18 protein-coding genes and 6 tRNA genes are annotated in these 18,006 nt (G+C 39.8%); 20 read left to right on the top strand and 4 right to left on the bottom strand.

What is annotated here, in order from left to right; genetic code table 11:
- Positions 1–116 precede the first annotated feature (116 nt).
- A complete protein-coding gene (locus tag I6E78_RS17220; protein ID WP_197182986.1) occupies positions 117–365 on the top strand; it encodes a hypothetical protein in 249 nt (82 codons plus the stop codon).
- A gap of 128 nt (positions 366–493) precedes the next feature.
- Here I6E78_RS17220 and I6E78_RS17215 read toward each other — a convergent pair whose 3' ends face one another.
- Complete coding sequence (locus I6E78_RS17215) at positions 494–1,375, bottom strand: SDR family NAD(P)-dependent oxidoreductase (protein ID WP_197182985.1); 882 nt, start codon at positions 1,373–1,375, stop codon at positions 494–496.
- A gap of 180 nt (positions 1,376–1,555) precedes the next feature.
- Between I6E78_RS17215 and I6E78_RS17210 the strand changes: the two genes are divergently transcribed.
- Complete coding sequence (locus tag I6E78_RS17210; protein ID WP_197108764.1) at positions 1,556–2,056, top strand: nuclear transport factor 2 family protein; 501 nt, start codon at positions 1,556–1,558, stop codon at positions 2,054–2,056.
- 237 nt (positions 2,057–2,293) lie between these two features.
- Positions 2,294–3,268: a transposase gene (locus I6E78_RS17205; RefSeq protein ID WP_197182984.1), complete on the top strand. Its 975-nt coding sequence runs from the start codon at positions 2,294–2,296 to the stop codon at positions 3,266–3,268.
- Between the two features lie 256 nt (positions 3,269–3,524).
- Here I6E78_RS17205 and I6E78_RS18740 read toward each other — a convergent pair whose 3' ends face one another.
- A complete protein-coding gene (locus I6E78_RS18740; protein WP_011328554.1) occupies positions 3,525–4,436 on the bottom strand; it encodes a YbjQ family protein in 912 nt (303 codons plus the stop codon).
- 175 nt (positions 4,437–4,611) lie between these two features.
- On the opposite strand from I6E78_RS18740, the gene I6E78_RS17195 reads away from it, so the two are divergent.
- Positions 4,612–4,872 (top strand): hypothetical protein, encoded by a 261-nt coding sequence (locus I6E78_RS17195; RefSeq protein WP_192532648.1) that lies wholly within the window; start codon positions 4,612–4,614, stop codon positions 4,870–4,872.
- A 173-nt stretch (positions 4,873–5,045) separates the two neighbouring features.
- On the opposite strand, the gene I6E78_RS17190 is transcribed toward I6E78_RS17195, so the two are convergent.
- Positions 5,046–5,122: transfer RNA gene (locus I6E78_RS17190), tRNA-Pro, on the bottom strand.
- Positions 5,123–5,246: 124 nt separating this feature from the next.
- Positions 5,247–5,870 carry an arylesterase gene (locus I6E78_RS17185; RefSeq protein WP_011328552.1) on the bottom strand — a complete coding sequence of 208 codons (624 nt, stop codon included), beginning with the start codon at positions 5,868–5,870 and terminating at the stop codon, positions 5,247–5,249.
- On the opposite strand from I6E78_RS17185, the gene I6E78_RS17180 reads away from it, so the two are divergent.
- From I6E78_RS17180 to I6E78_RS17105, 16 genes are all read left to right on the top strand, one after another.
- Positions 5,871–6,584 carry an ABC transporter ATP-binding protein gene (locus tag I6E78_RS17180; protein ID WP_011328551.1) on the top strand — a complete coding sequence of 238 codons (714 nt, stop codon included), beginning with the start codon at positions 5,871–5,873 and terminating at the stop codon, positions 6,582–6,584. It begins immediately after the preceding gene.
- A complete protein-coding gene (locus I6E78_RS17175; protein ID WP_089368501.1) occupies positions 6,574–9,075 on the top strand; it encodes an ABC transporter permease in 2,502 nt (833 codons plus the stop codon). The genes I6E78_RS17180 and I6E78_RS17175 overlap by 11 nt, the downstream gene beginning before the upstream one ends.
- A 129-nt stretch (positions 9,076–9,204) precedes the next feature.
- On the top strand, positions 9,205–9,729 hold the full coding sequence (gene ruvC / locus I6E78_RS17170; protein WP_011328549.1) for a crossover junction endodeoxyribonuclease RuvC: 525 nt from the start codon (positions 9,205–9,207) through the stop codon (positions 9,727–9,729).
- Between the two features lie 2 nt (positions 9,730–9,731).
- Positions 9,732–10,349, top strand: coding sequence for a Holliday junction branch migration protein RuvA (gene ruvA / locus I6E78_RS17165; protein ID WP_089368500.1), 618 nt, complete (start codon positions 9,732–9,734; stop codon positions 10,347–10,349).
- A gap of 7 nt (positions 10,350–10,356) precedes the next feature.
- Positions 10,357–11,364 carry a Holliday junction branch migration DNA helicase RuvB gene (gene ruvB, locus I6E78_RS17160; RefSeq protein ID WP_197182983.1) on the top strand — a complete coding sequence of 336 codons (1,008 nt, stop codon included), beginning with the start codon at positions 10,357–10,359 and terminating at the stop codon, positions 11,362–11,364.
- Positions 11,365–12,417: 1,053 nt separating this feature from the next.
- Positions 12,418–13,122, top strand: a complete 705-nt coding sequence (tolQ, locus tag I6E78_RS17155; RefSeq protein WP_041454480.1) for a protein TolQ — start codon at positions 12,418–12,420, stop codon at positions 13,120–13,122.
- The gene (gene tolR, locus I6E78_RS17150; protein WP_041454479.1) at positions 13,109–13,540 is read left to right on the top strand and encodes a protein TolR; all 432 of its coding nucleotides are present in this window, start codon (positions 13,109–13,111) and stop codon (positions 13,538–13,540) included. The genes tolQ and tolR overlap by 14 nt, the downstream gene beginning before the upstream one ends.
- A gap of 4 nt (positions 13,541–13,544) precedes the next feature.
- Entirely contained in the window at positions 13,545–14,450 is a 906-nt protein-coding gene (gene tolA, locus I6E78_RS17145) for a cell envelope integrity protein TolA (RefSeq protein WP_011328544.1), read from the top strand.
- A 9-nt stretch (positions 14,451–14,459) separates the two neighbouring features.
- Positions 14,460–15,818 carry a Tol-Pal system beta propeller repeat protein TolB gene (gene tolB / locus I6E78_RS17140; RefSeq protein WP_011328543.1) on the top strand — a complete coding sequence of 453 codons (1,359 nt, stop codon included), beginning with the start codon at positions 14,460–14,462 and terminating at the stop codon, positions 15,816–15,818.
- 35 nt (positions 15,819–15,853) lie between these two features.
- On the top strand, positions 15,854–16,396 hold the full coding sequence (gene pal / locus I6E78_RS17135) for a peptidoglycan-associated lipoprotein Pal (RefSeq protein WP_011328542.1): 543 nt from the start codon (positions 15,854–15,856) through the stop codon (positions 16,394–16,396).
- A gap of 13 nt (positions 16,397–16,409) precedes the next feature.
- Entirely contained in the window at positions 16,410–17,156 is a 747-nt protein-coding gene (gene ybgF / locus I6E78_RS17130) for a tol-pal system protein YbgF (protein WP_011328541.1), read from the top strand.
- 179 nt (positions 17,157–17,335) lie between these two features.
- Positions 17,336–17,411: transfer RNA gene (locus I6E78_RS17125), tRNA-Lys, on the top strand.
- Between the two features lie 78 nt (positions 17,412–17,489).
- Positions 17,490–17,565: transfer RNA gene (locus I6E78_RS17120), tRNA-Lys, on the top strand.
- 69 nt (positions 17,566–17,634) lie between these two features.
- Positions 17,635–17,710: transfer RNA gene (locus I6E78_RS17115), tRNA-Lys, on the top strand.
- 85 nt (positions 17,711–17,795) lie between these two features.
- Positions 17,796–17,871 (top strand) — tRNA-Lys (locus I6E78_RS17110).
- A gap of 77 nt (positions 17,872–17,948) precedes the next feature.
- A tRNA-Lys gene (locus tag I6E78_RS17105) sits at positions 17,949–18,006 on the top strand.

Raw genomic sequence — 18,006 nt, 5'->3', positions numbered from 1 at the left:
ATATGCGGTGTTGTTGGCTAAAAGGTTTAAGTTTTTACCAAGAGTATATAAAATAGCGAGCATATTGTATTACTAAGCTTTGCAGTACGCGGAGCATGATTAAAAGAGTTATAAAAATGAGCGAAGAGCAAAGTGTAATTGATAATCTAGCCGACCTTGAAAGTTTTTTACTTAATGTAGAAAGCGGTGGTTTTGGACTTAAAGGTGTTGCCGGTGTTGGTATGGCTACTAATAACAAGGATGGCAGCCGTTTTGTTGCTGTGTTTGACGATAATCAAAAGCTACTTTTAGCACGCATGATTACAGAAAACGTATTCCAAACAGGGCAAGACATGGTTCGTAATGGTGTAGGGCGCAAGCATTAACTATAATAGTTAAAACGCCGCTTTAATTTAAACTGTTAAATTAAAGCGGCGTTTATTTTGTTTTTAGCCTATAAGCTTATTTAAGGTTTATAGGCGCTATCAACTTCAACAGCCTCATCTATAACTTATTAATAAATAATGGCAGGGTTTGGCTTATTCGGCGAACCTAACATTTCGCGATAAGATGGTGGCTGCAAACCTTCTCTGTCGGTAATATTAAAATGCTTAGCTATTTCGGCAGCAATTACAGTGTGCCCGTTAAGCTCGTCACCTTTAGGGTCATTAGCAATAGCATAAACAATATCACCAATAAATTCTGGTGACTCTGCGGTTGCCATAAACTGCTGGTATTGCTCTTTATCTAGTTTACCTATAATGGCCGAACGTTCGGTTAAGAGTGGCCCCATCCAAATAGATACAGCACGCATACCTGTGCCTTTAAAGTCTACCGCCATATCATGAGCAAGCTTATCAAGGCCCGCCTTTTGTGCACCATAAGCAGGCCCATGAATATAACAACTAGCACCAAATGATGAACCAAACATAATTAAGCCACTGTTATGCTTAGCCATTAGTTTTGCGCCATGCCAACTAGCCACGTAAGCAGAGCGTAAACCTACATCTAAAATTTTACCCGCATCAATCTCTTTTTCCCAAAATGGCTTTTGTTCAACTAATTGATCATGAATAAATGCAGCGTTATTAACCAAAATATCTAATCGGCCTTGCTCTTTTTCAACCTGAGCAAACAATGCGGCGGTTTGTGCATCGTCACTGTGATCGCACACCACAGCAATACCTATACCACCTGCTTGATTAATTTGCTCGGCAGTTTCATATACTGTTCCGGGTAATACCGAGCCATCCCACCCTAAAACTGAGCCTGTTTTTATACTGCGGCCAGTAACATAAACTGTCATGCCTTTTTTACCTAAAGCTAAGGCAATGCCTCTGCCTGCACCGCGGCTAGCACCGGTTACAATGGCAACTTTTGCTTCTTCCTGTTGCATGAATTCCCTCATTTAAAAAACGACACATAAAAAATACTAAAGGTTAAATTGGCTAACCAGCTCAATTTAGTTTCGATAGTAGTCGTACTAGTAATAAAGATATATTTGTATTGAAATTAGCATGTAAAGCCTTAGTATAAAAGCCTAGCTTAAAAATCAACCAAAAAACAAAGGGCTGCTATGAAATATACAAAGACTACCGAGCAACGTTTACAGCAACTAGAAGACAAGCAATCAATATTAGAGTTGAAATATCGCTACCTAAATGCCTGCGATGAAAAACAACCTGAGGTGGTAACTAATTGTTTTATTAGCGGCGAAGTAGATATTAACTTTGGTCACATTGGCCAATTTAACCGACGAGAAGATTTTGTGGCTGTTTTTAAAGATCTTGGTTGCCACGACCATATAGTTGATATGCATCACGCACAAAATCCGGTTTTTTTAGAGCTCACCAACAATACAGCCAAGACTAAAATTAACCTTCGCTTTCAAAGTATCAACACCAAAGATAAGCTCCATGTGCAATTAGGTGGCTACTACCTCGACGAATTTGAAAAGCAAAGAGACGGTCAATGGCTGATCAGCAAAAGTGCATTTATAATAAATTCGGTAAGCATGAGTGATTTTTCAGGTGAATATAGCAAAGTGGTTTATAGCGGAAGCTGCATGCCAGACTAGGTTACTGTATATTTTTTAAATTCAGGAAAGGTAGCAATAAAGTAACTGAGCGTGTTGCGAAGTAATTGATTTTGGTTATTTAAAAGGCTTTTAAAGTTGGTCGGTATGGAGAGATATTAAACAGACACCCATCTTAATATTTGTAAAAAGATATTAAACAGACACCCATCTTAATATTTGTAATATCAGTGTAATTAACTAAGCTCTGGTTAGTGCAATAATTAAGCAGGGTGTCACATGGTTATCGCAAGAAAGCGTCAGGTAAGTTTGGTCGATACAAAATACTATCACTGTATTTCGCGCTGTGTACGCCGTGCATTTTTATGCGGCGTAGACAACTTTACTAATCAATCGTATGAACATCGCAGAGGGTGGGTTGAAAGCAAATTACTTGCCCTCGCTAACGTATTTTGTATCGATGTGTGCGCGTATGCAGTAATGAGTAATCACACCCACGTAGTACTCTATGTTGCTGATAAAAAAGCCAAGCGACTAACCGATAAAGCCATTATTCAGCGGTGGCACAGGCTTTGTAAAGGCACTGTACTCACTAACAAATATCTGCAAGGTGAAGAGCTAAGTAAAATTGAATGGCTCTTTCTAAATGAAACAATCATTGAATACCGAGAACGCTTAGCTAATATCAGTTGGTTTATGCGCTTATTAAATGAAGACATTGCGCGCAGAGCTAATAAAGAAGATAACTGTACCGGCCGCTTTTGGGAAGGACGCTTTAAATCACAAGCCCTCTTAGATGAAGCCGCATTAATCGCCTGTATGGCATATGTTGACTTAAACCCAATAAGAGCAAAGGCAGCAACAACACCAGAAACATCAGAGCATACCAGCGTAAAAATACGCATTGAAAGTGCCACTGCAGGTAAGCAACCGAAGCAACTCCTGCGCTTTTCAGGTAAATCAAAAAAGCACATGGCAAAAGGATTACCCTTTGCGCTTAAATCTTACCTTGAACTAGTAGAATTAACCGGACGTTGTATACGCGAAGGTAAAGCAGGCTATATCGAAAGCAGCACTTTACCCCTGTTACAAAGAGTAAACATTACCCCCGAAAACTGGCTAAAACTCACCACGCAATTTAGTCGCGTATTTCATGGTGCAGTAGGTCGCCCAGCGTCACACGAAGGATACTGCGAACACCTAAACAGAAAGCGGCGCGCAAACGTTAGTAACTGCGAAAAACTACTGGCTTAAAGCGTTACTTCAAAAAGTTACCCGTTATTTCCCTTCACTGTGAAAGCACAGTATTTCGCATGCCTAAAAATGAATAAAAAGTAGGTAAAAACGATGTTATTTGAGCTAGCGGAAGCATTTTGAATATTTAGGACACTTTAAGCCAAACGATATTTATCTTAGTAAAAATTAAAGCGATTAATTATTAGAATGGGTGTCACATTAATTTTTTATTTGTCCTTACAATTTATTTAAGATATTTGCAGGGCTTTGTAAGCTACTGCTCTATTATCACTGCTGTACCCGAGGCGACAATAAACAACATGCCAGCTTTACCACCGCCTGATATTTCACTGTAGTCTAGGTCTATACCAATTACAGCGTTAGCGCCTAAAGAATAGGCTTCTTTTCTTAGCTCAGTTAAAGCTGTTCTGCGGGCATCTCTTAAAGTGTTTTGTATACTTTTATTTCTGCCACCAAAAGTATCACTGAGACTGGCTAATATATCTTTGAAGATATTCATCCCATAAACACACTCAGCAGTTATAACATCCAACCTTTTGAGTACTTTTAAATTTGATGCTGTTTCAGTAGTAAGCACAACTTCGTTAGGGCCTCTAATTACTTTAAAGTTTTTTGTAGTGAGGCTATCTTTTCTTTTTTCAATTTCGCTTAGGTTATTTTTTATTCTTTCATTTAAAGCTGAGAGTTTAGTATTTAGATATATATCTTTTGTAGCTTCTATCTTATGAGCAGTTTCTTTAGAAACACTCGTTAAATATTTACCATAGAAAAGGAGATCATAAGAGGAGTTACATTCAACAGTCCTCAAACCCGCTATACCATAGTCTTTTGATTTAAAGCTGAGTAGTACACTAGAGAGCGTAATTTCATTGTTGTTTACATCTAAAAGCTTTTCATTAATATTATTATTTATCGTTGTGTTTTCTTTGATGCCATGTTTTTTATACACACCAGATAAGCTATAAGTCGTGATTAAATTGCAAAGGAATTCATTCTTATAAAATATTGATGCGACACCTTTGTAACCATCTTTTTTTAGTGAAAAGCTGAGGTGCTCAATCTCATAAGTTGTTTCAGTAAAGTTATTGGTTAGGCCTTTGTCGTTTAAAGTCCATTCGGTTTTGGTATTTGAAGCTTTTGATTGTTGATTATCTGATAAAAACATAACCGTCCTTAGTAGTTTTAGTGTTATTAGAATTACAAAAGGCGCTAGCAAATTCAAGTCATTTAAGTTTAATTATCCATAGCCTTCTTATTGAACACAATTTTATGCCTAACTGAATCGCCCGAAATGATTGTAATAAAAGGAAGGGTATAATATGACCTTCTAAGGAGGATATATGAATACACAGCATAGAATTGATAACGATAAACTAGTATTTAAAGCGCTGGTATTAAAGCTTAATGAATCGCATAAATATAAAAACCCTAGCTACCAGTATTTAGTTAATCATTTAAATAACATAAACTTAAAAACTAGTTGGGGTAATACATGGACGCGTAAAAGCTTATTTAGATATTTACAAAGAAACGGGTTTTCGGGTGTATGGGGGCTTAGAAATAGCCTAGAACAATACAGCAAGCTAGCTAAATTTTTATAGGGTATTTTCCTACACCGTAGAAGGGGGATTCGCAACCAGTACGCGCAAGCAATTAAAGAGTTGAATTTTAATTCCCGACTATAAAAAAGAGTAGAGTGGCTACACATTGGCTACACGCAATGCGTTAGGCTAAAACGGAAGTCTTATAATTAGAGGTAAGGTATTGATTTAAATGGTCGGTATGGAGAGATTCGAACTCTCGACCCCTGCCACCCCATGACAGTGCGCTACCAAGCTGCGCCACATACCGACTGAGGTTGCAATAGTACGTGTATTTTTTTAAAAATCAATAAGCATTTGTTTGTTTGAGTGTTTTTTGCGCAAGCAGGCTGAAAATAGTTTCCTTGCGCAATTAAAAGTAGTTAAGCATGGCGCTAGTCTTTATTTAACCACAGTTTGATCGTGTTATACATTTCGTCTCGTAGTATTGGTTGCGCAGTTTTGTTAGGGTGCAAGTTATCGTTTTGCATTAAGTCGTTTTGCCCAGCAACTTTAAGTACAAAAAAGTCCATAAGGTAAGCGTTTGTATTTTTACTTACTTGTGTAAAACTATCGGTAAACATTTTACTGTAACGTGGCCCGTAATTTGGGGGAATATAAATTTCCATTAAAGCGCTGGTGGCATTGGCTGCTTGGCTTTTTTTGATTAATTCGGTTAAGTTAGCTTGTAGCTTACTCACCGGAAAACCACGTAAACCGTCGTTTGCGCCCAGCTCAATAAGTACATGAGTTGGTTGATACTGCGCTAGCAAAGCATCTACACGGCGCAGTGCGCCACCGGTTGTTTCGCCACTGATACTGGCATTAATAAGTTTGATATTACTTTGCTCAGCATCGTATTTATCTTGTAACAATTGTACCCAGCCTTGTTCTTGTTTAAGTCCGTAGGCTGCGCTTAAACTGTCACCAAGTATTAAAATGGTGTTATTAGCTGCTGCACTTAGTGGTTTGATAACTAAAAATAAAATGAATACAAAACGTAGGATTGAATGAGTCATATGTCAGCGCTTTCTCAATTAAATATAATTCAAGTAAATGGTTTGTCTAAAGTGGTATCTACCTTTGAAGGTGAGTTGCCCATCCTCAGCGACATCAGCTTTAATGTCAAGCATGGCGAATCTGTTGCAGTAGTGGGCACTTCTGGTTCTGGTAAATCTACGTTACTTAGTTTGTTAGCTGGGCTTGATACGGCGAGTGGCGGTGAAATATTTTTAGATGGCGAGCCGCTACATAATCTCGATGAAGAAGCGCGTGCTGGGCTGCGCGCCGCAAAAGTAGGCTTTGTATTTCAGTCGTTTATGTTAGTACAAAGTTTAACAGCGCTTGAAAACGTAATGCTACCCGCTGAACTTGCAGGGGAGCGCGACGCTAAACAGCAAGCACTTATTTTGCTAGAAAAGGTAGGTTTGGGTCATCGCATCGACCATTATCCGTCGCAACTCTCTGGTGGTGAGCAGCAACGTGTTGCAATTGCGCGGGCATTTATTGGCACGCCAAAAATACTGTTTGCCGATGAGCCTTCGGCAAATCTAGACAGTAAAAACGGTAAAATGATTGAGTCGTTATTATTTGATCTAAATTCGCAGCACGGTACTACGCTTATTTTAGTAACGCATGACGAGGCACTTGCACAAAAATGCCAGCATATTATTCAAATTGAAGGTGGCCGATTAGTAGAAAACTCAGCAGAGGAAATAGCAAATGTGGGCTAAGTTAGCGCTTAAGTTATTTTCGCGGGAGTTTCGCCGTGGTGAGCTTACGGTGATAAGTGCGGCTATAGCGCTTGCGGTACTTACCGTGCTTACTTTATCTATGGTTACCGAGCGTATTGCACAGAGTATTGCGCAAAAAAGTAGCGCCTTTATTGCCGCCGACCGAGTGCTTGGCAGTAATCACGTAATCGACACTTCTTATATAGCTAAAGCAGAGCAACAAAATTTAAAAACCGCACAAATGCTTTACTTCGACACTATGTTATTTGCCAACGACGAAATGCAATTTAGTTCGGTAAAAGCGGCCTCAAGTGGTTACCCGTTAAAGGGGCAACTTAAGGTTAAGTCGAGCCTAAATGGAGAAACCGAAGTTGCTAACGGCGGACCAACACTTGGCAATGTGTGGCTTAGCGAGTCGGTATTTTATAGTTTAAATATAGATATAGGCGATGTAGTAGAGCTAGGTGCTGCATTATTTAACGTTGAAAAAGTAATTGTAGAAGAGCCCGACGCGCCTTTTAATGTGTTTTCGAGTAGCCGCAGGGTGCTTATAAACATTAACGACGTGGAAAAAACAGAAGTAATACAACCGGGTAGCCGAGTGTTTTATCGTCAGCTTTATGCCGGCGATGAAAGCGATATAAATAGTTTTTACGATTGGCTAAAACCGCAGTTAAAAGAAAACCAGCAATGGTATGGCGTAAAAGATCGCCAATCGCCAATATCTAATAGTTTAAACCGTGCAGAAAGCTTTTTGTTGCTAGCAGGTTTGCTGGGCATTATTTTAGCCGCAGTGGCAATTGCGGTGTCTGCAAAGCGTTATTGTGAACGCCAATACGACCCAGTTGCTATGATGAAAACCTTAGGTGGTAGCCGGGCAATGATCCGCAAAATTTACCTTACACACTTATTAATGGTGTGTTTAATGGCGGTAACAGTGGGTTTATTAATTGGTTATGGTTTACAAGAAATTGCAACACATTATTTAGCAAAAAGCATGGGTACAACGTTGCCAATGGCGGGTTTTAAGCCGTGGTTAGTGGCAATTAGCACAGGTGTAATTTGTGCAGTGATGTTTTCTATCAAGCCGTTATTTGATTTATTTGATATTCCGCCATTGCGAGTGCTGCGTCGTAACTTAGGCGATAAACTAGCGGTTAGCCGGGTGCACTTAGCTATGAGTGCGTTTACCGTGTTTTTACTCATGTGGCTATTTAGCAATAATATAAAAATTACTCTGATTTTGTTTGCCTCAACCCTAACTTTAATTGGCGTGTTGTTTTTGGTGTCTAAAGTTATATTTGGTGGTGGCCGTAAATTGGGCTTAAAGCCGGGTAATAGTTGGTCGCTGGCAATTGCGTCAATTCAAAAGCGTGCAAATGTGAATGCAGTCCAGCTGATCAGCTTTTCCCTCGCTATTAAGCTATTACTATTTTTAGTGGTACTTAAAAACGACATGATAGCCGATTGGCAGTCGCAGTTACCAGACGATGCTCCCAATGCATTTTTAGTCAATATTACCCAAAACGAACTTGAGCCAATTAATACTTATTTGGCGCAAAAAAACATTCAGGTATCGGAGTTTTATCCCACCATTCGTGGCCGGGTAAATGCGGTAAATGGCGAGCTGGTAGCGCGAGAAGTATCATTGCAAGACAACGAGAAAAAAGATGAAGAGGCACGCGCTGGTATTGGTCGCGAGCTAAATTTAACCTGGCTTGAAACGCCGCCAGCGCAAAACGAAATAGTGCAAGGGCAGTGGTTTAATGAAAACACATTAGCAGAGGCATCTATTGAGGAGTCTATGCTTGAGCGTTTAGATGTTGAACTTGGCGACACGTTAACGTTTTTAATTGGTGCGCAGTCGTTTGACGCTAAAATTACCAGTGTGCGTAAAGTAAACTGGGCCACCCTTAAGCCAAACTTTTTTATTATTTTAAGTCCTGATGTGCTCAAAGACTTTCCGGCAACCTATATATCGTCGGTACGTATTGAGCCTGATCAAAAACGCGACTTTAGTCAATTGCTGCGCAGCTACCCAACGGTTACCGCCATAGATGTAGGTAACTTTGTTAAACAAATACAATCAACCATAGAGCAAGTGTCACTTGCAATTGGCTTTGTACTTACTATTGTGGTGTTGTGTGGTGCACTGGTATTAATATCGCAAGTGCAAGCAAGCTTAGGCGAGCGCATGCAAGAAATTGTAATACTGCGCACACTTGGTGCAAAAAGCCGGCTTATTAAAAACGCCACTTTATATGAGTTTTTATTGCTTGGTGGTTTGGCCGGCTTAGTTGCCGCTTTTTTTAGTGATATTGCGCTATTAATTGTACAGCAGCAGTTATTTGATCTGGCGGGTAAATTACATCCACATATTTGGATAATAGGACCGGTGGCAGGTGGAGTGTTTGTAGCGGGGTTAGGCTATTTTATGATTGCTCGCACACTTAAGCAAAACACCCAAGGGCTGGTGCGTGCGTTAGGTTAAGTTGCCAATATTTAAGCAAAAGGAAAACGCCCACTTAAGTGGGCGTTTTTGTTTTATTGTTACTGGTAATTTATACAGTGCTCTGGCATTATTAGCCTAATTAACGAATAACAATAATGAGGGTGCTTTTTGGCCATAATTTTAGGGATTGATCCAGGCTCACGCTTAACTGGCTACGGTGTTGTAGCGCATCAGGGATCTAAATTCACTTATTTAGGCAGTGGTTGCATTAAATTAGCGGATCATGAGTTTCATATAAGACTTAAAATGATTTACCAAGGCATTACCCAGCTTATAGAGCAGTTTTCGCCAGAAACCTTCGCGATAGAAAAAGTGTTTATGGCGCACAATCCCGACTCAGCCTTAAAGCTAGGCCAAGCACGTGGTGCTGCTATTGTAGGCGCTGCAATGGCCGACTTACCAGTATTTGAATACTCAGCAAGGCAAATAAAACAAGCCGTAGTAGGCAATGGTGGCGCCGATAAAACTCAAGTACAGCATATGGTTAAAAACATTTTAAAACTACCTGGTACGCCACAAGCTGATGCCGCCGATGCACTGGCTATTGCTATTTGCCATGCGCACTCAGAACAAAATTTAATAAAACTAGCGGGTAGCGCAAGCAAAACCGTTAGAGGACGTTTAAGGAAATAACTATGATTGGTCGCTTAAATGGTATTTTAGTAGAAAAACAACCTCCCGAAATATTATTAGAGGTAAATGGTGTTGGCTACGAAGTGCAAATGCCAATGACCTGCTTTTACGACTTACCTAAAGTTGGCGAAAATGCCATTGTTTATACTCATTTTGTAGTACGCGAAGATGCACAACTATTGTTTGGCTTTAACAATAAAGTAGAGCGTGCCTTATTTAGAGAGTTATTAAAAGCCAATGGCGTAGGGCCAAAGCTAGGTTTAGCTATTTTGTCGGGTATGTCGGCGCAGCAATTTGTAAGCTGTGTAAATAACGAAGACTCCACAAGCTTAGTTAAATTACCCGGTGTAGGTAAAAAAACCGCCGAGCGGCTAGTACTCGAAATGAAAGACAGATTAAAAAATTGGGGCAACGATTTATTCACCCCTTTCAGCGACAGTGCGGTTATTGAGCCGTTTAGCGACGCAACAATTGCTAATAATGCCGCCGATGATGCTGTGTCGGCTTTGGTGTCGCTAGGTTATAAATTGCCACAAGCGCAAAAAGCAGTAAAATCAGTAAGTAAACCCGATATGTCTACTGAGGTTCTTATTAAAGAATCTTTAAAATCAATGCTGTGAGTAACCTATGATCGAAGCTGATCGCTTAATTGACGCGACTGAAAAACCCAACGAAGACTCTATAGACCGTGCAATTAGGCCAAAACTACTCGCCGATTACCGTGGTCAACCGCATGTTAAACAGCAAATGGAAATTTTTATTGAAGCGGCCCGTAGCCGAGGCGAAGCACTCGATCACCTGCTTATTTTTGGCCCACCAGGTTTGGGTAAAACTACATTAGCTAATATTGTTGCCAACGAGCTGCAGGTAAATATAAAGGCAACCTCAGGGCCAGTGCTCGAAAAAGCCGGTGATTTAGCCGCATTGCTAACCAACCTTGAAGAAGGTGATGTATTATTTATTGATGAAATACACAGGTTAAGCCCACAAGTTGAAGAAATACTCTACCCAGCAATGGAAGACTACCAACTTGATATTATGATAGGTGAAGGCCCAGCAGCACGCTCGATAAAATTAGATTTACCCTCGTTTACGCTTATTGGCGCAACGACTCGCGCGGGTTCGTTAACCTCGCCACTGCGTGACCGCTTTGGTATTGTGCAGCGCTTAGAGTTTTATTCAGTAGAAGACTTATCGTACATAGTAGGGCGATCGGCGCATTTTCTTGATTTAGAAATGTGCGACGAGGGTGCAGTTGAAATTGCTAAACGCTCACGCGGTACCCCCCGTATTGCCAATAGATTACTACGCCGAGTGCGTGACTACACCCAAGTAAAGTCAGACGGTACGGTAAACGCCGAAGTGGCAGAGCTGGCACTTAATATGATCGATGTAGATAAAAGCGGTTTTGATTATATGGATCGTAAGTACTTACTCGCCATTATAGAAAAATTTATGGGCGGCCCAGTTGGGCTCGACAATATAGCTGCAGCTATTGGCGAGGAAAAAGAGACTATTGAAGATGTAATCGAACCCTTTTTAATTCAACAGGGCTTTATTCAGCGAACACCCCGTGGACGAATAGTGTCAGACAACGCATATTATCACTTTGGTTTACTACCAAAGCAAGACTAATAAAAAGCTTTACCCAATTTAAAAAGCCATTGCGATTAATTAATTGCAATGGCTTTTTAGTTTATGCTTAGCCGTGTTTTATGTTGCTTTGCGCTGCCGTTATATTCATTCTATAGGCACGTTATTGGCGCTATACTTGGTGAGTTTTAATGTGGTTGGTATGCGTACTTAAATTTAGCAATAATTCACGATGCGTTAAGTCAATCAAGGTTATTGTGCCTGCGTTATATTGCTGGTGTTAACTAATAGGTGGCTTGCTGTGGCGCACTAGCTTAGGCTTTATGCAATTGTTATAAACGCTAAAGTTGTGATGCTAACTTAATACTTAGGTATTAATGTTATTTATGGGCAAAAAAAAGCCCGCAAATAATGCGGGCAAACAACAAGTTGAAGGAAGTAATCTTGGGAACTCTATTTTACTTACTTAGGTTTTATCCTAAAAAAAGTAAAACAATGTAATACGATGAAATGTCATATTACGAAGAACTGGGTGCAATGAAAACTTTCATTTAATGCGTTAGTTCGGTATGAGGTAATAATACCGAAGAGTTGTTTTTTGTTCAAACTAGAAAATTTATAATTTCAGATAAAAAAAACTAATCTGAATGCTTTATATGAATGTTCAATTATTGCACGTTAATTAATCGTTAACATTATAACTTTATGAAATTATTTGCTTATATTGTATTTTGCAGTAAATTTCGGTATTAGTTTTACTATTACGTTAAAGTAAACCTTAGGTTGTTTTGCGTGCTTATGCTTATATTTTGAATAAACAGCTAATTTAACTGAGTGTTACCTTTATAATAGCGCATTAATAAACACTAATATTAATTACGCAATTATAATAAACGGGTTATTTTACGGTTTAATAAAAATAAAAGAATTTTTTAACGTTTTTTGTTGTCTATTCATAGCAAGATCGTTGTAAGCGGGAAATACACTATATACACTAGCTACAATTTTAGACGCTTACCCTTTGTAGTTCTGGTGTAAGGTCATATTATCCAAATAAATCAATTTGATGTGTTTTTAATTTTTTAGGAGTTTAACGTGGGATCAGGGCTTAATTTTTTAGATCTAATTCTAGAAGCAAGTTTGCTTGTGCAACTAGTGATGCTAGCGTTAGTAGCGATGTCGGTAATGTCGTGGGCTATTATTTTTCAGCGTAAAAAAGCAATCTCAGACGCTTTAAGCAATGCCAAAAAGTTCGAACAAAAGTTTTGGTCTGGAATTGATTTAAGTAAGCTGTATAGCGAAATTTCATCACGTAGTGGGCAATCAAAAGGTATAGAAGCATTATTTACCGCTGGCTTTAAAGAGTTTGCACGTCATAAAAAAAATACATTTCAAAGTGCTGGCATTGTTATGGAAGGCACACATCGCTCCATGCGCGTGGCGCTTTCGCGTGAGGTAGAAAAATTAGAATCAAGTTTGTCATTTTTAGCAACCGTGGGCTCAATTAGTCCATATATAGGCTTGTTTGGTACAGTATGGGGCATAATGAATGCCTTTATTGCACTGGGCGAAGTTAAGCAAGCTACGCTACAAATGGTAGCACCAGGTATTGCTGAAGCGTTGATTGCTACTGCAATGGGTTTATTTGCAGCTATTCCAGCTGTTATTGCTTATAACCGTTTTGCTAATAAAGTTGAAAAATTAGAAACGCATTACATTAACTTTATGGAAGAGTTTGCTAATATCCTACACCGTCAAGCAGCTACTCAAATAGAGGCCCAAGCGAATGTATCAGCGTAAAAAGCGCCGTCCGGTCGCAGAAATTAATGTAGTGCCTTACATTGATGTAATGTTGGTACTACTAATTATATTTATGGCTACAGCACCTCTCATTACTCACGGTGTTAAAGTTGACTTACCAAAAATGGAAGAGTCAGACTTAGTTGATACTAAAGATACGCCACCTATTATTGCCTCTATAGATGCTGATGGCCGATACTATGTAAGCGTAGGCACCGACCCTGAAGAGCCAATGGAAGCGCTAGATGTAGCTGCCGTAATTAAGTTACAGCTGATGAAAAATCCAGATGTACCTGTAATGATAAAAGGCTCGGGCAAAGTGTCATATCAAGAAGTATTACTATTAATGGACTTTTTAAAAAGAGCAGGCGTGCCATCGGTAGGGTTAATGACAGAATCCTTTGAGGGGACGAAGTAGCCTTATGCAAACACCATTAATTAAATCAGTACTTTTACATGTGGCATTAGGTGGGTTTTTGTATGCCACCGCAAATATTCATCCGCCAGCGCCTAAGGTAATGGAAGTTACACTTAATTCGGCTATTCCCGATGTAGATAAAGCGGTGTCTGCGGTAACGGTTGATCAAAAACAGGTTGAGCAAAAAATTGCGCAACTTAGAAAAAAAGAAGACGATCAAAAGCGAGCTGAAGACAAACGTATTCGCGATTTAGAGCGCAGAGCTAGTAATGCGCGCAAAGAGCGAGAATCAGAAGCACGACAAATTAAAAAGTTAGAGCAACAGCGTAAAGCCAAAGAGAAAGAAACGGCAGAGGCGCAAGCACAAGCTAAAAAAGCACGTGCCATAGAGCAGCAAGAACGTGCTAAAGCTAAGCAAGCCGAAAAGCAAAAGCAAGAGTCTGAAAACGCTGCAAAGGCTGCCGCTGATAAACGCAAAGCTGAGGAAGATGCGCTTAAAAAAGCACAAGCTGAACGCAAAAAACGCGAAGCAGAAGCCGAACGTAAGCGTGAGCAAGCAATGCAAGAGCAAATGTTACAAGAGCAACTTGCTAAAGAGCAGGCTGCCCGCAGTAAAATACGCCAACAACAAGTAGTGAGTGAAGTAGATAAGTACCGTGCCTTAATAATGGCGCGTATACAGCAAAACTTACTTATTGACGAAAAAATGAAAAATCAGCAGTGCCGAGTTAACATTCGTTTAGGCTTTAATGGCTTAGTAACGCAAGTGACTTCATTAGGCGGCGATAGATTAGTGTGTGAAGCTGCATTAAGAGCGGTGCGTATGGCCGACACATTACCGGTATCAAAAGATAAAGACGTATTCGACCAACTTAAGAATATAAATTTAACAATCAAGCCAGAATTTTAAAGGAATGATATGTTCAACAAAGTAAAAGTAGCCTGTTTAATTTTATTATTGGGTTTTCAGGGCGTTGCAAATGCAGCCCTGGAAATTGTAATAACAGAGGGTATAGATGGCGCACGACCAATTGCTATTGTGCCATTTAAGTATCAAGGTATTGGCCCTATTCCACAAAAGATCAGCGAAGTTATTGCTGCAGATTTAATGCGCAGTGGTAAATTTAAGCCTGTAGATGTAGCACAAATGCCGCAACAGCCAAGTAAAGATAGCGATATTAACTATGCTTCTTGGGTAAACAAAGGAGTAGAGGCGATATTAGTTGGCGAAGTTGAGCAGCAATCTAATGGCCGCTACTTGGTGCGTTATGAACTGGTTGATGTTATTCGTGGGCAAATTACCGGTGGTCAAACGCAAATGATGACTAACGGTAAATTAATTAAAAACCAAGACCATATTTTAGAAGCACGTGAAAGTATTATTAGCGACACCGGCTTTCGTCGTTATTCACACCGTATAAGTGATGTGATTTACGAAAAGTTAACCGGTGAAAAAGGCGCATTTTTAACTAAAATAGCCTATGTTATAGTACGTGATAATGACGACAGACCTTATCAACTGGTAGTTTCTGATTACGATGGTTTTAATGAGCAAGTATTACTGCGCTCTAAAGAGCCGTTAATGTCGCCAGCATGGTCGCCCGATGGCACTAAGTTAGCCTATGTAACGTTTGAAAATCGTCAGAGCCAAATTTACATTCAAGACCTATACTCAGGTAAACGTGAATTGGTTACTAGTTACCCTGGTATTAACGGTGCACCGCAGTTTTCGCCCGATGGTAAAAAGTTACTATTAGTACTTTCAAAAGATAAAACCGGTGCAACCGAAGTTTATTTACTAGACTTAGTAACACGCAAAGAAACGCGTCTTACTCGTCATCGCAGTATAGATACAGAGCCATCGTGGCATCCTAATGGCCAAGATATTGTATTTACATCTGAAAGGGGTGGTAATGCCCAGATTTATAAGTTAAATTTAAAAACTGGCAGAACACAAAGATTAAGCTTTGACGGTGATATGAACCTAGCAGGTTCAATAACACCCGATGGCAAAGAATTAGTGATGGTTAACCGTACCAACGGGCAGTACCATCTTGCTAAAAAAGAGCTGGCTACAGGTGCGTTTCAAGTATTAACACGAACTCGCCTTGATGAATCACCGAGTATAGCGCCAAATGGCTCGATGATTATATATAGCACGCTTCATAATAATAAACAGGTACTTGCGCTGGTATCGATGGACGGTCGCTTTAAAGCACGGTTACCTGTGCTAGACGGACAAGTAAAGGCGCCAGCTTGGTCGCCATATTTACAGTAATAATTGCTGGTTTACTCAAAATAGGAATCTACTCAATGCAACTTAATAAAATACTTAAAGGCCTGCTAATTGCTGTGCCAGTAATGGCTTTAGCAGCTTGTAGCTCATCTTCAGATATAGATGAAGGCGCAGCTAACCAATCAAATCAAGGTATGGTTGAGCAATCAACAAATACTGACACAGTTGAAGTAGCGACAATTTCGCCAGAGCAACGTGCAGAAGAGCAACTTCGTCAAAAATACGAAGCACTTCGTCAAGAGCAAGTAATTTACTTTGATTTTGATAAAGCGACAGTTGAAGGCAAGTACGCTGATTTATTACGCGCACACGCTGAGTTTTTAGTTCAAAACTCATCTGTTAAAGTACTTATTGAAGGCCACGCAGATGAGCGCGGTACGCCAGAGTACAATATTGCACTAGGTGAGCACCGTGGCCAAGCAGTTGAAAAATACCTACAAAGCTTAGGTGTTTCTGCAAGCCAAATGTCAGTGGTAAGCTACGGTGAAGAGAAACCTATGGTTAAATCTCGCACTGAATCAGCTTTCGCTAAAAACCGCCGTGCGGTACTAGTTTACTAAGATAAGAGATATTATGAAGCCGAAAATTATTTTGGCAGCCATGATATTGAGCGGGAGCACCCAGTTAATGGCTGCTCCCGCTCCTGTTTCAGAAGCTGCAAGTTCACAATCGAGTATTGAAAAGCGTTTAGCGTCGTTAGAGAATATGATGCAACAACGTAACTTTTTACAAGTTGAGTTACAGCAACAGCTTAATTTATTGCAAGATGAAGTAAGCCAAATTCGTGGTGTAACCGAAGAGCAAAGTTATAAGCTAGAAAAAGTGCTGCAGCGTCAGCGCGAGCTTTATCAAGAAATTGAAAACCGCGTAAGCCAAGCTTATAGTCAACCGGCTGCCACAGCGCCTGGAGTTGATCACACGCAAGCAAGCGATACTCAGACATACAGTGCCGATTTATCTGAAAACGAAGCATACGAGCGTGCTGTTGCGTTAATAATGAAAGATAAACGCTATGATCAGGCGATCCCAGAGTTTCAAACTTTTTTAACTACCTACCCAAATTCTGTGTATGCATCAAATGCACATTATTGGCTTGGGCAGCTGCTCACGATAAAAAATAACCCAGCTAAAGCAACGGAGCATTTTAAAGTGGTGGTTAATGAATTTCCAAATTCAAATAAGCGCCCAGATGCCATGTTAAAGTTAGGTACTTTGCTACAAGAGCAAAATTTAGCAGCCGAAGCGCAAAAAATACTGAACGATTTAATTAATCAGTATCCAAGTACCACTGCTGCAAAATTGGCCACAAAGCGCTTATAAAATTAATACAAGAGACTTGATTAGGCTGCTTTTTGTCATAAGCGGTCTAAAATTGTTCAGCTAAGCATAAAAACTTAAAAAAAGAGACAATTTCGGTTGCACTCATTTTATAAATAAGTATTATAAGCGCCCGCAGCAAACGAATGGTTACCCCACTCGAAATGCGACAAAAATAGAGCGGGTCATTAGCTCAGTTGGTAGAGCAGTTGACTTTTAATCAATTGGTCGATGGTTCAAATCCATCATGACCCACCATTATATTTATAGTAATAATGGTCTATTATCGGCGGATTTACGTAAGCTTAATTAATTATTAAATTAAGTACCCAGAGCGGGGCATTAGCTCAGTTGGTAGAGCAGTTGACTTTTAATCAATTGGTCGATGGTTCAAATCCATCATGCCCCACCATTCTTTATATTTAAGAATGGCTGGAATCGGCGGATTTACGTAAGCTTAATTAAATTAAGTGCATAGAGCGGGGCATTAGCTCAGTTGGTAGAGCAGTTGACTTTTAATCAATTGGTCGATGGTTCAAATCCATCATGCCCCACCATTCTATGAGCAGTGAAAGTAAAGTATTAGTCGGCGGATTTACGCAAGCAACTAAACAGCAAGGTTTGCTAGTTAGTTATCAGAGCGGGGCATTAGCTCAGTTGGTAGAGCAGTTGACTTTTAATCAATTGGTCGATGGTTCAAATCCATCATGCCCCACCATTCTTTATATTTAGGAATGGCTGGAATCGGCGGATTTACGTAAGCTTAATTAAATTAAGTGCATAGAGCGGGGCATTAGCTCAGTTGGTAGAGCAGTTGACTTTTAATCAATTGGTCGATGGTTCAAATCCATCA

Origin of the sequence: Pseudoalteromonas sp. NZS127, assembly GCF_015864805.1 — a bacterium.
GTDB lineage: Bacteria > Pseudomonadota > Gammaproteobacteria > Enterobacterales > Alteromonadaceae > Pseudoalteromonas > Pseudoalteromonas nigrifaciens.
This window is presented reverse-complemented; position numbering and strand designations above follow the sequence as displayed.

Bases quoted from the DNA above. Each gene is read 5' to 3' on its own strand.
- I6E78_RS17220 (WP_197182986.1), top strand. From the start codon at position 117: ATGAGCGAAGAGCAAAGTGTAATTGATAATCTAGCCGACCTTGAAAGT.
- I6E78_RS17215 (WP_197182985.1), bottom strand. From the start codon at position 1,375: ATGCAACAGGAAGAAGCAAAAGTTGCCATTGTAACCGGTGCTAGCCGC.
- I6E78_RS17210 (WP_197108764.1), top strand. From the start codon at position 1,556: ATGAAATATACAAAGACTACCGAGCAACGTTTACAGCAACTAGAAGAC.
- I6E78_RS17205 (WP_197182984.1), top strand. From the start codon at position 2,294: ATGGTTATCGCAAGAAAGCGTCAGGTAAGTTTGGTCGATACAAAATAC.
- I6E78_RS18740 (WP_011328554.1), bottom strand. From the start codon at position 4,436: ATGTTTTTATCAGATAATCAACAATCAAAAGCTTCAAATACCAAAACC.
- I6E78_RS17195 (WP_192532648.1), top strand. From the start codon at position 4,612: ATGAATACACAGCATAGAATTGATAACGATAAACTAGTATTTAAAGCG.
- I6E78_RS17185 (WP_011328552.1), bottom strand. From the start codon at position 5,870: ATGACTCATTCAATCCTACGTTTTGTATTCATTTTATTTTTAGTTATC.
- I6E78_RS17180 (WP_011328551.1), top strand. From the start codon at position 5,871: ATGTCAGCGCTTTCTCAATTAAATATAATTCAAGTAAATGGTTTGTCT.
- I6E78_RS17175 (WP_089368501.1), top strand. From the start codon at position 6,574: ATGTGGGCTAAGTTAGCGCTTAAGTTATTTTCGCGGGAGTTTCGCCGT.
- ruvA (WP_089368500.1), top strand. From the start codon at position 9,732: ATGATTGGTCGCTTAAATGGTATTTTAGTAGAAAAACAACCTCCCGAA.
- ruvB (WP_197182983.1), top strand. From the start codon at position 10,357: ATGATCGAAGCTGATCGCTTAATTGACGCGACTGAAAAACCCAACGAA.
- tolR (WP_041454479.1), top strand. From the start codon at position 13,109: ATGTATCAGCGTAAAAAGCGCCGTCCGGTCGCAGAAATTAATGTAGTG.
- tolA (WP_011328544.1), top strand. From the start codon at position 13,545: ATGCAAACACCATTAATTAAATCAGTACTTTTACATGTGGCATTAGGT.
- tolB (WP_011328543.1), top strand. From the start codon at position 14,460: ATGTTCAACAAAGTAAAAGTAGCCTGTTTAATTTTATTATTGGGTTTT.
- pal (WP_011328542.1), top strand. From the start codon at position 15,854: ATGCAACTTAATAAAATACTTAAAGGCCTGCTAATTGCTGTGCCAGTA.
- ybgF (WP_011328541.1), top strand. From the start codon at position 16,410: ATGAAGCCGAAAATTATTTTGGCAGCCATGATATTGAGCGGGAGCACC.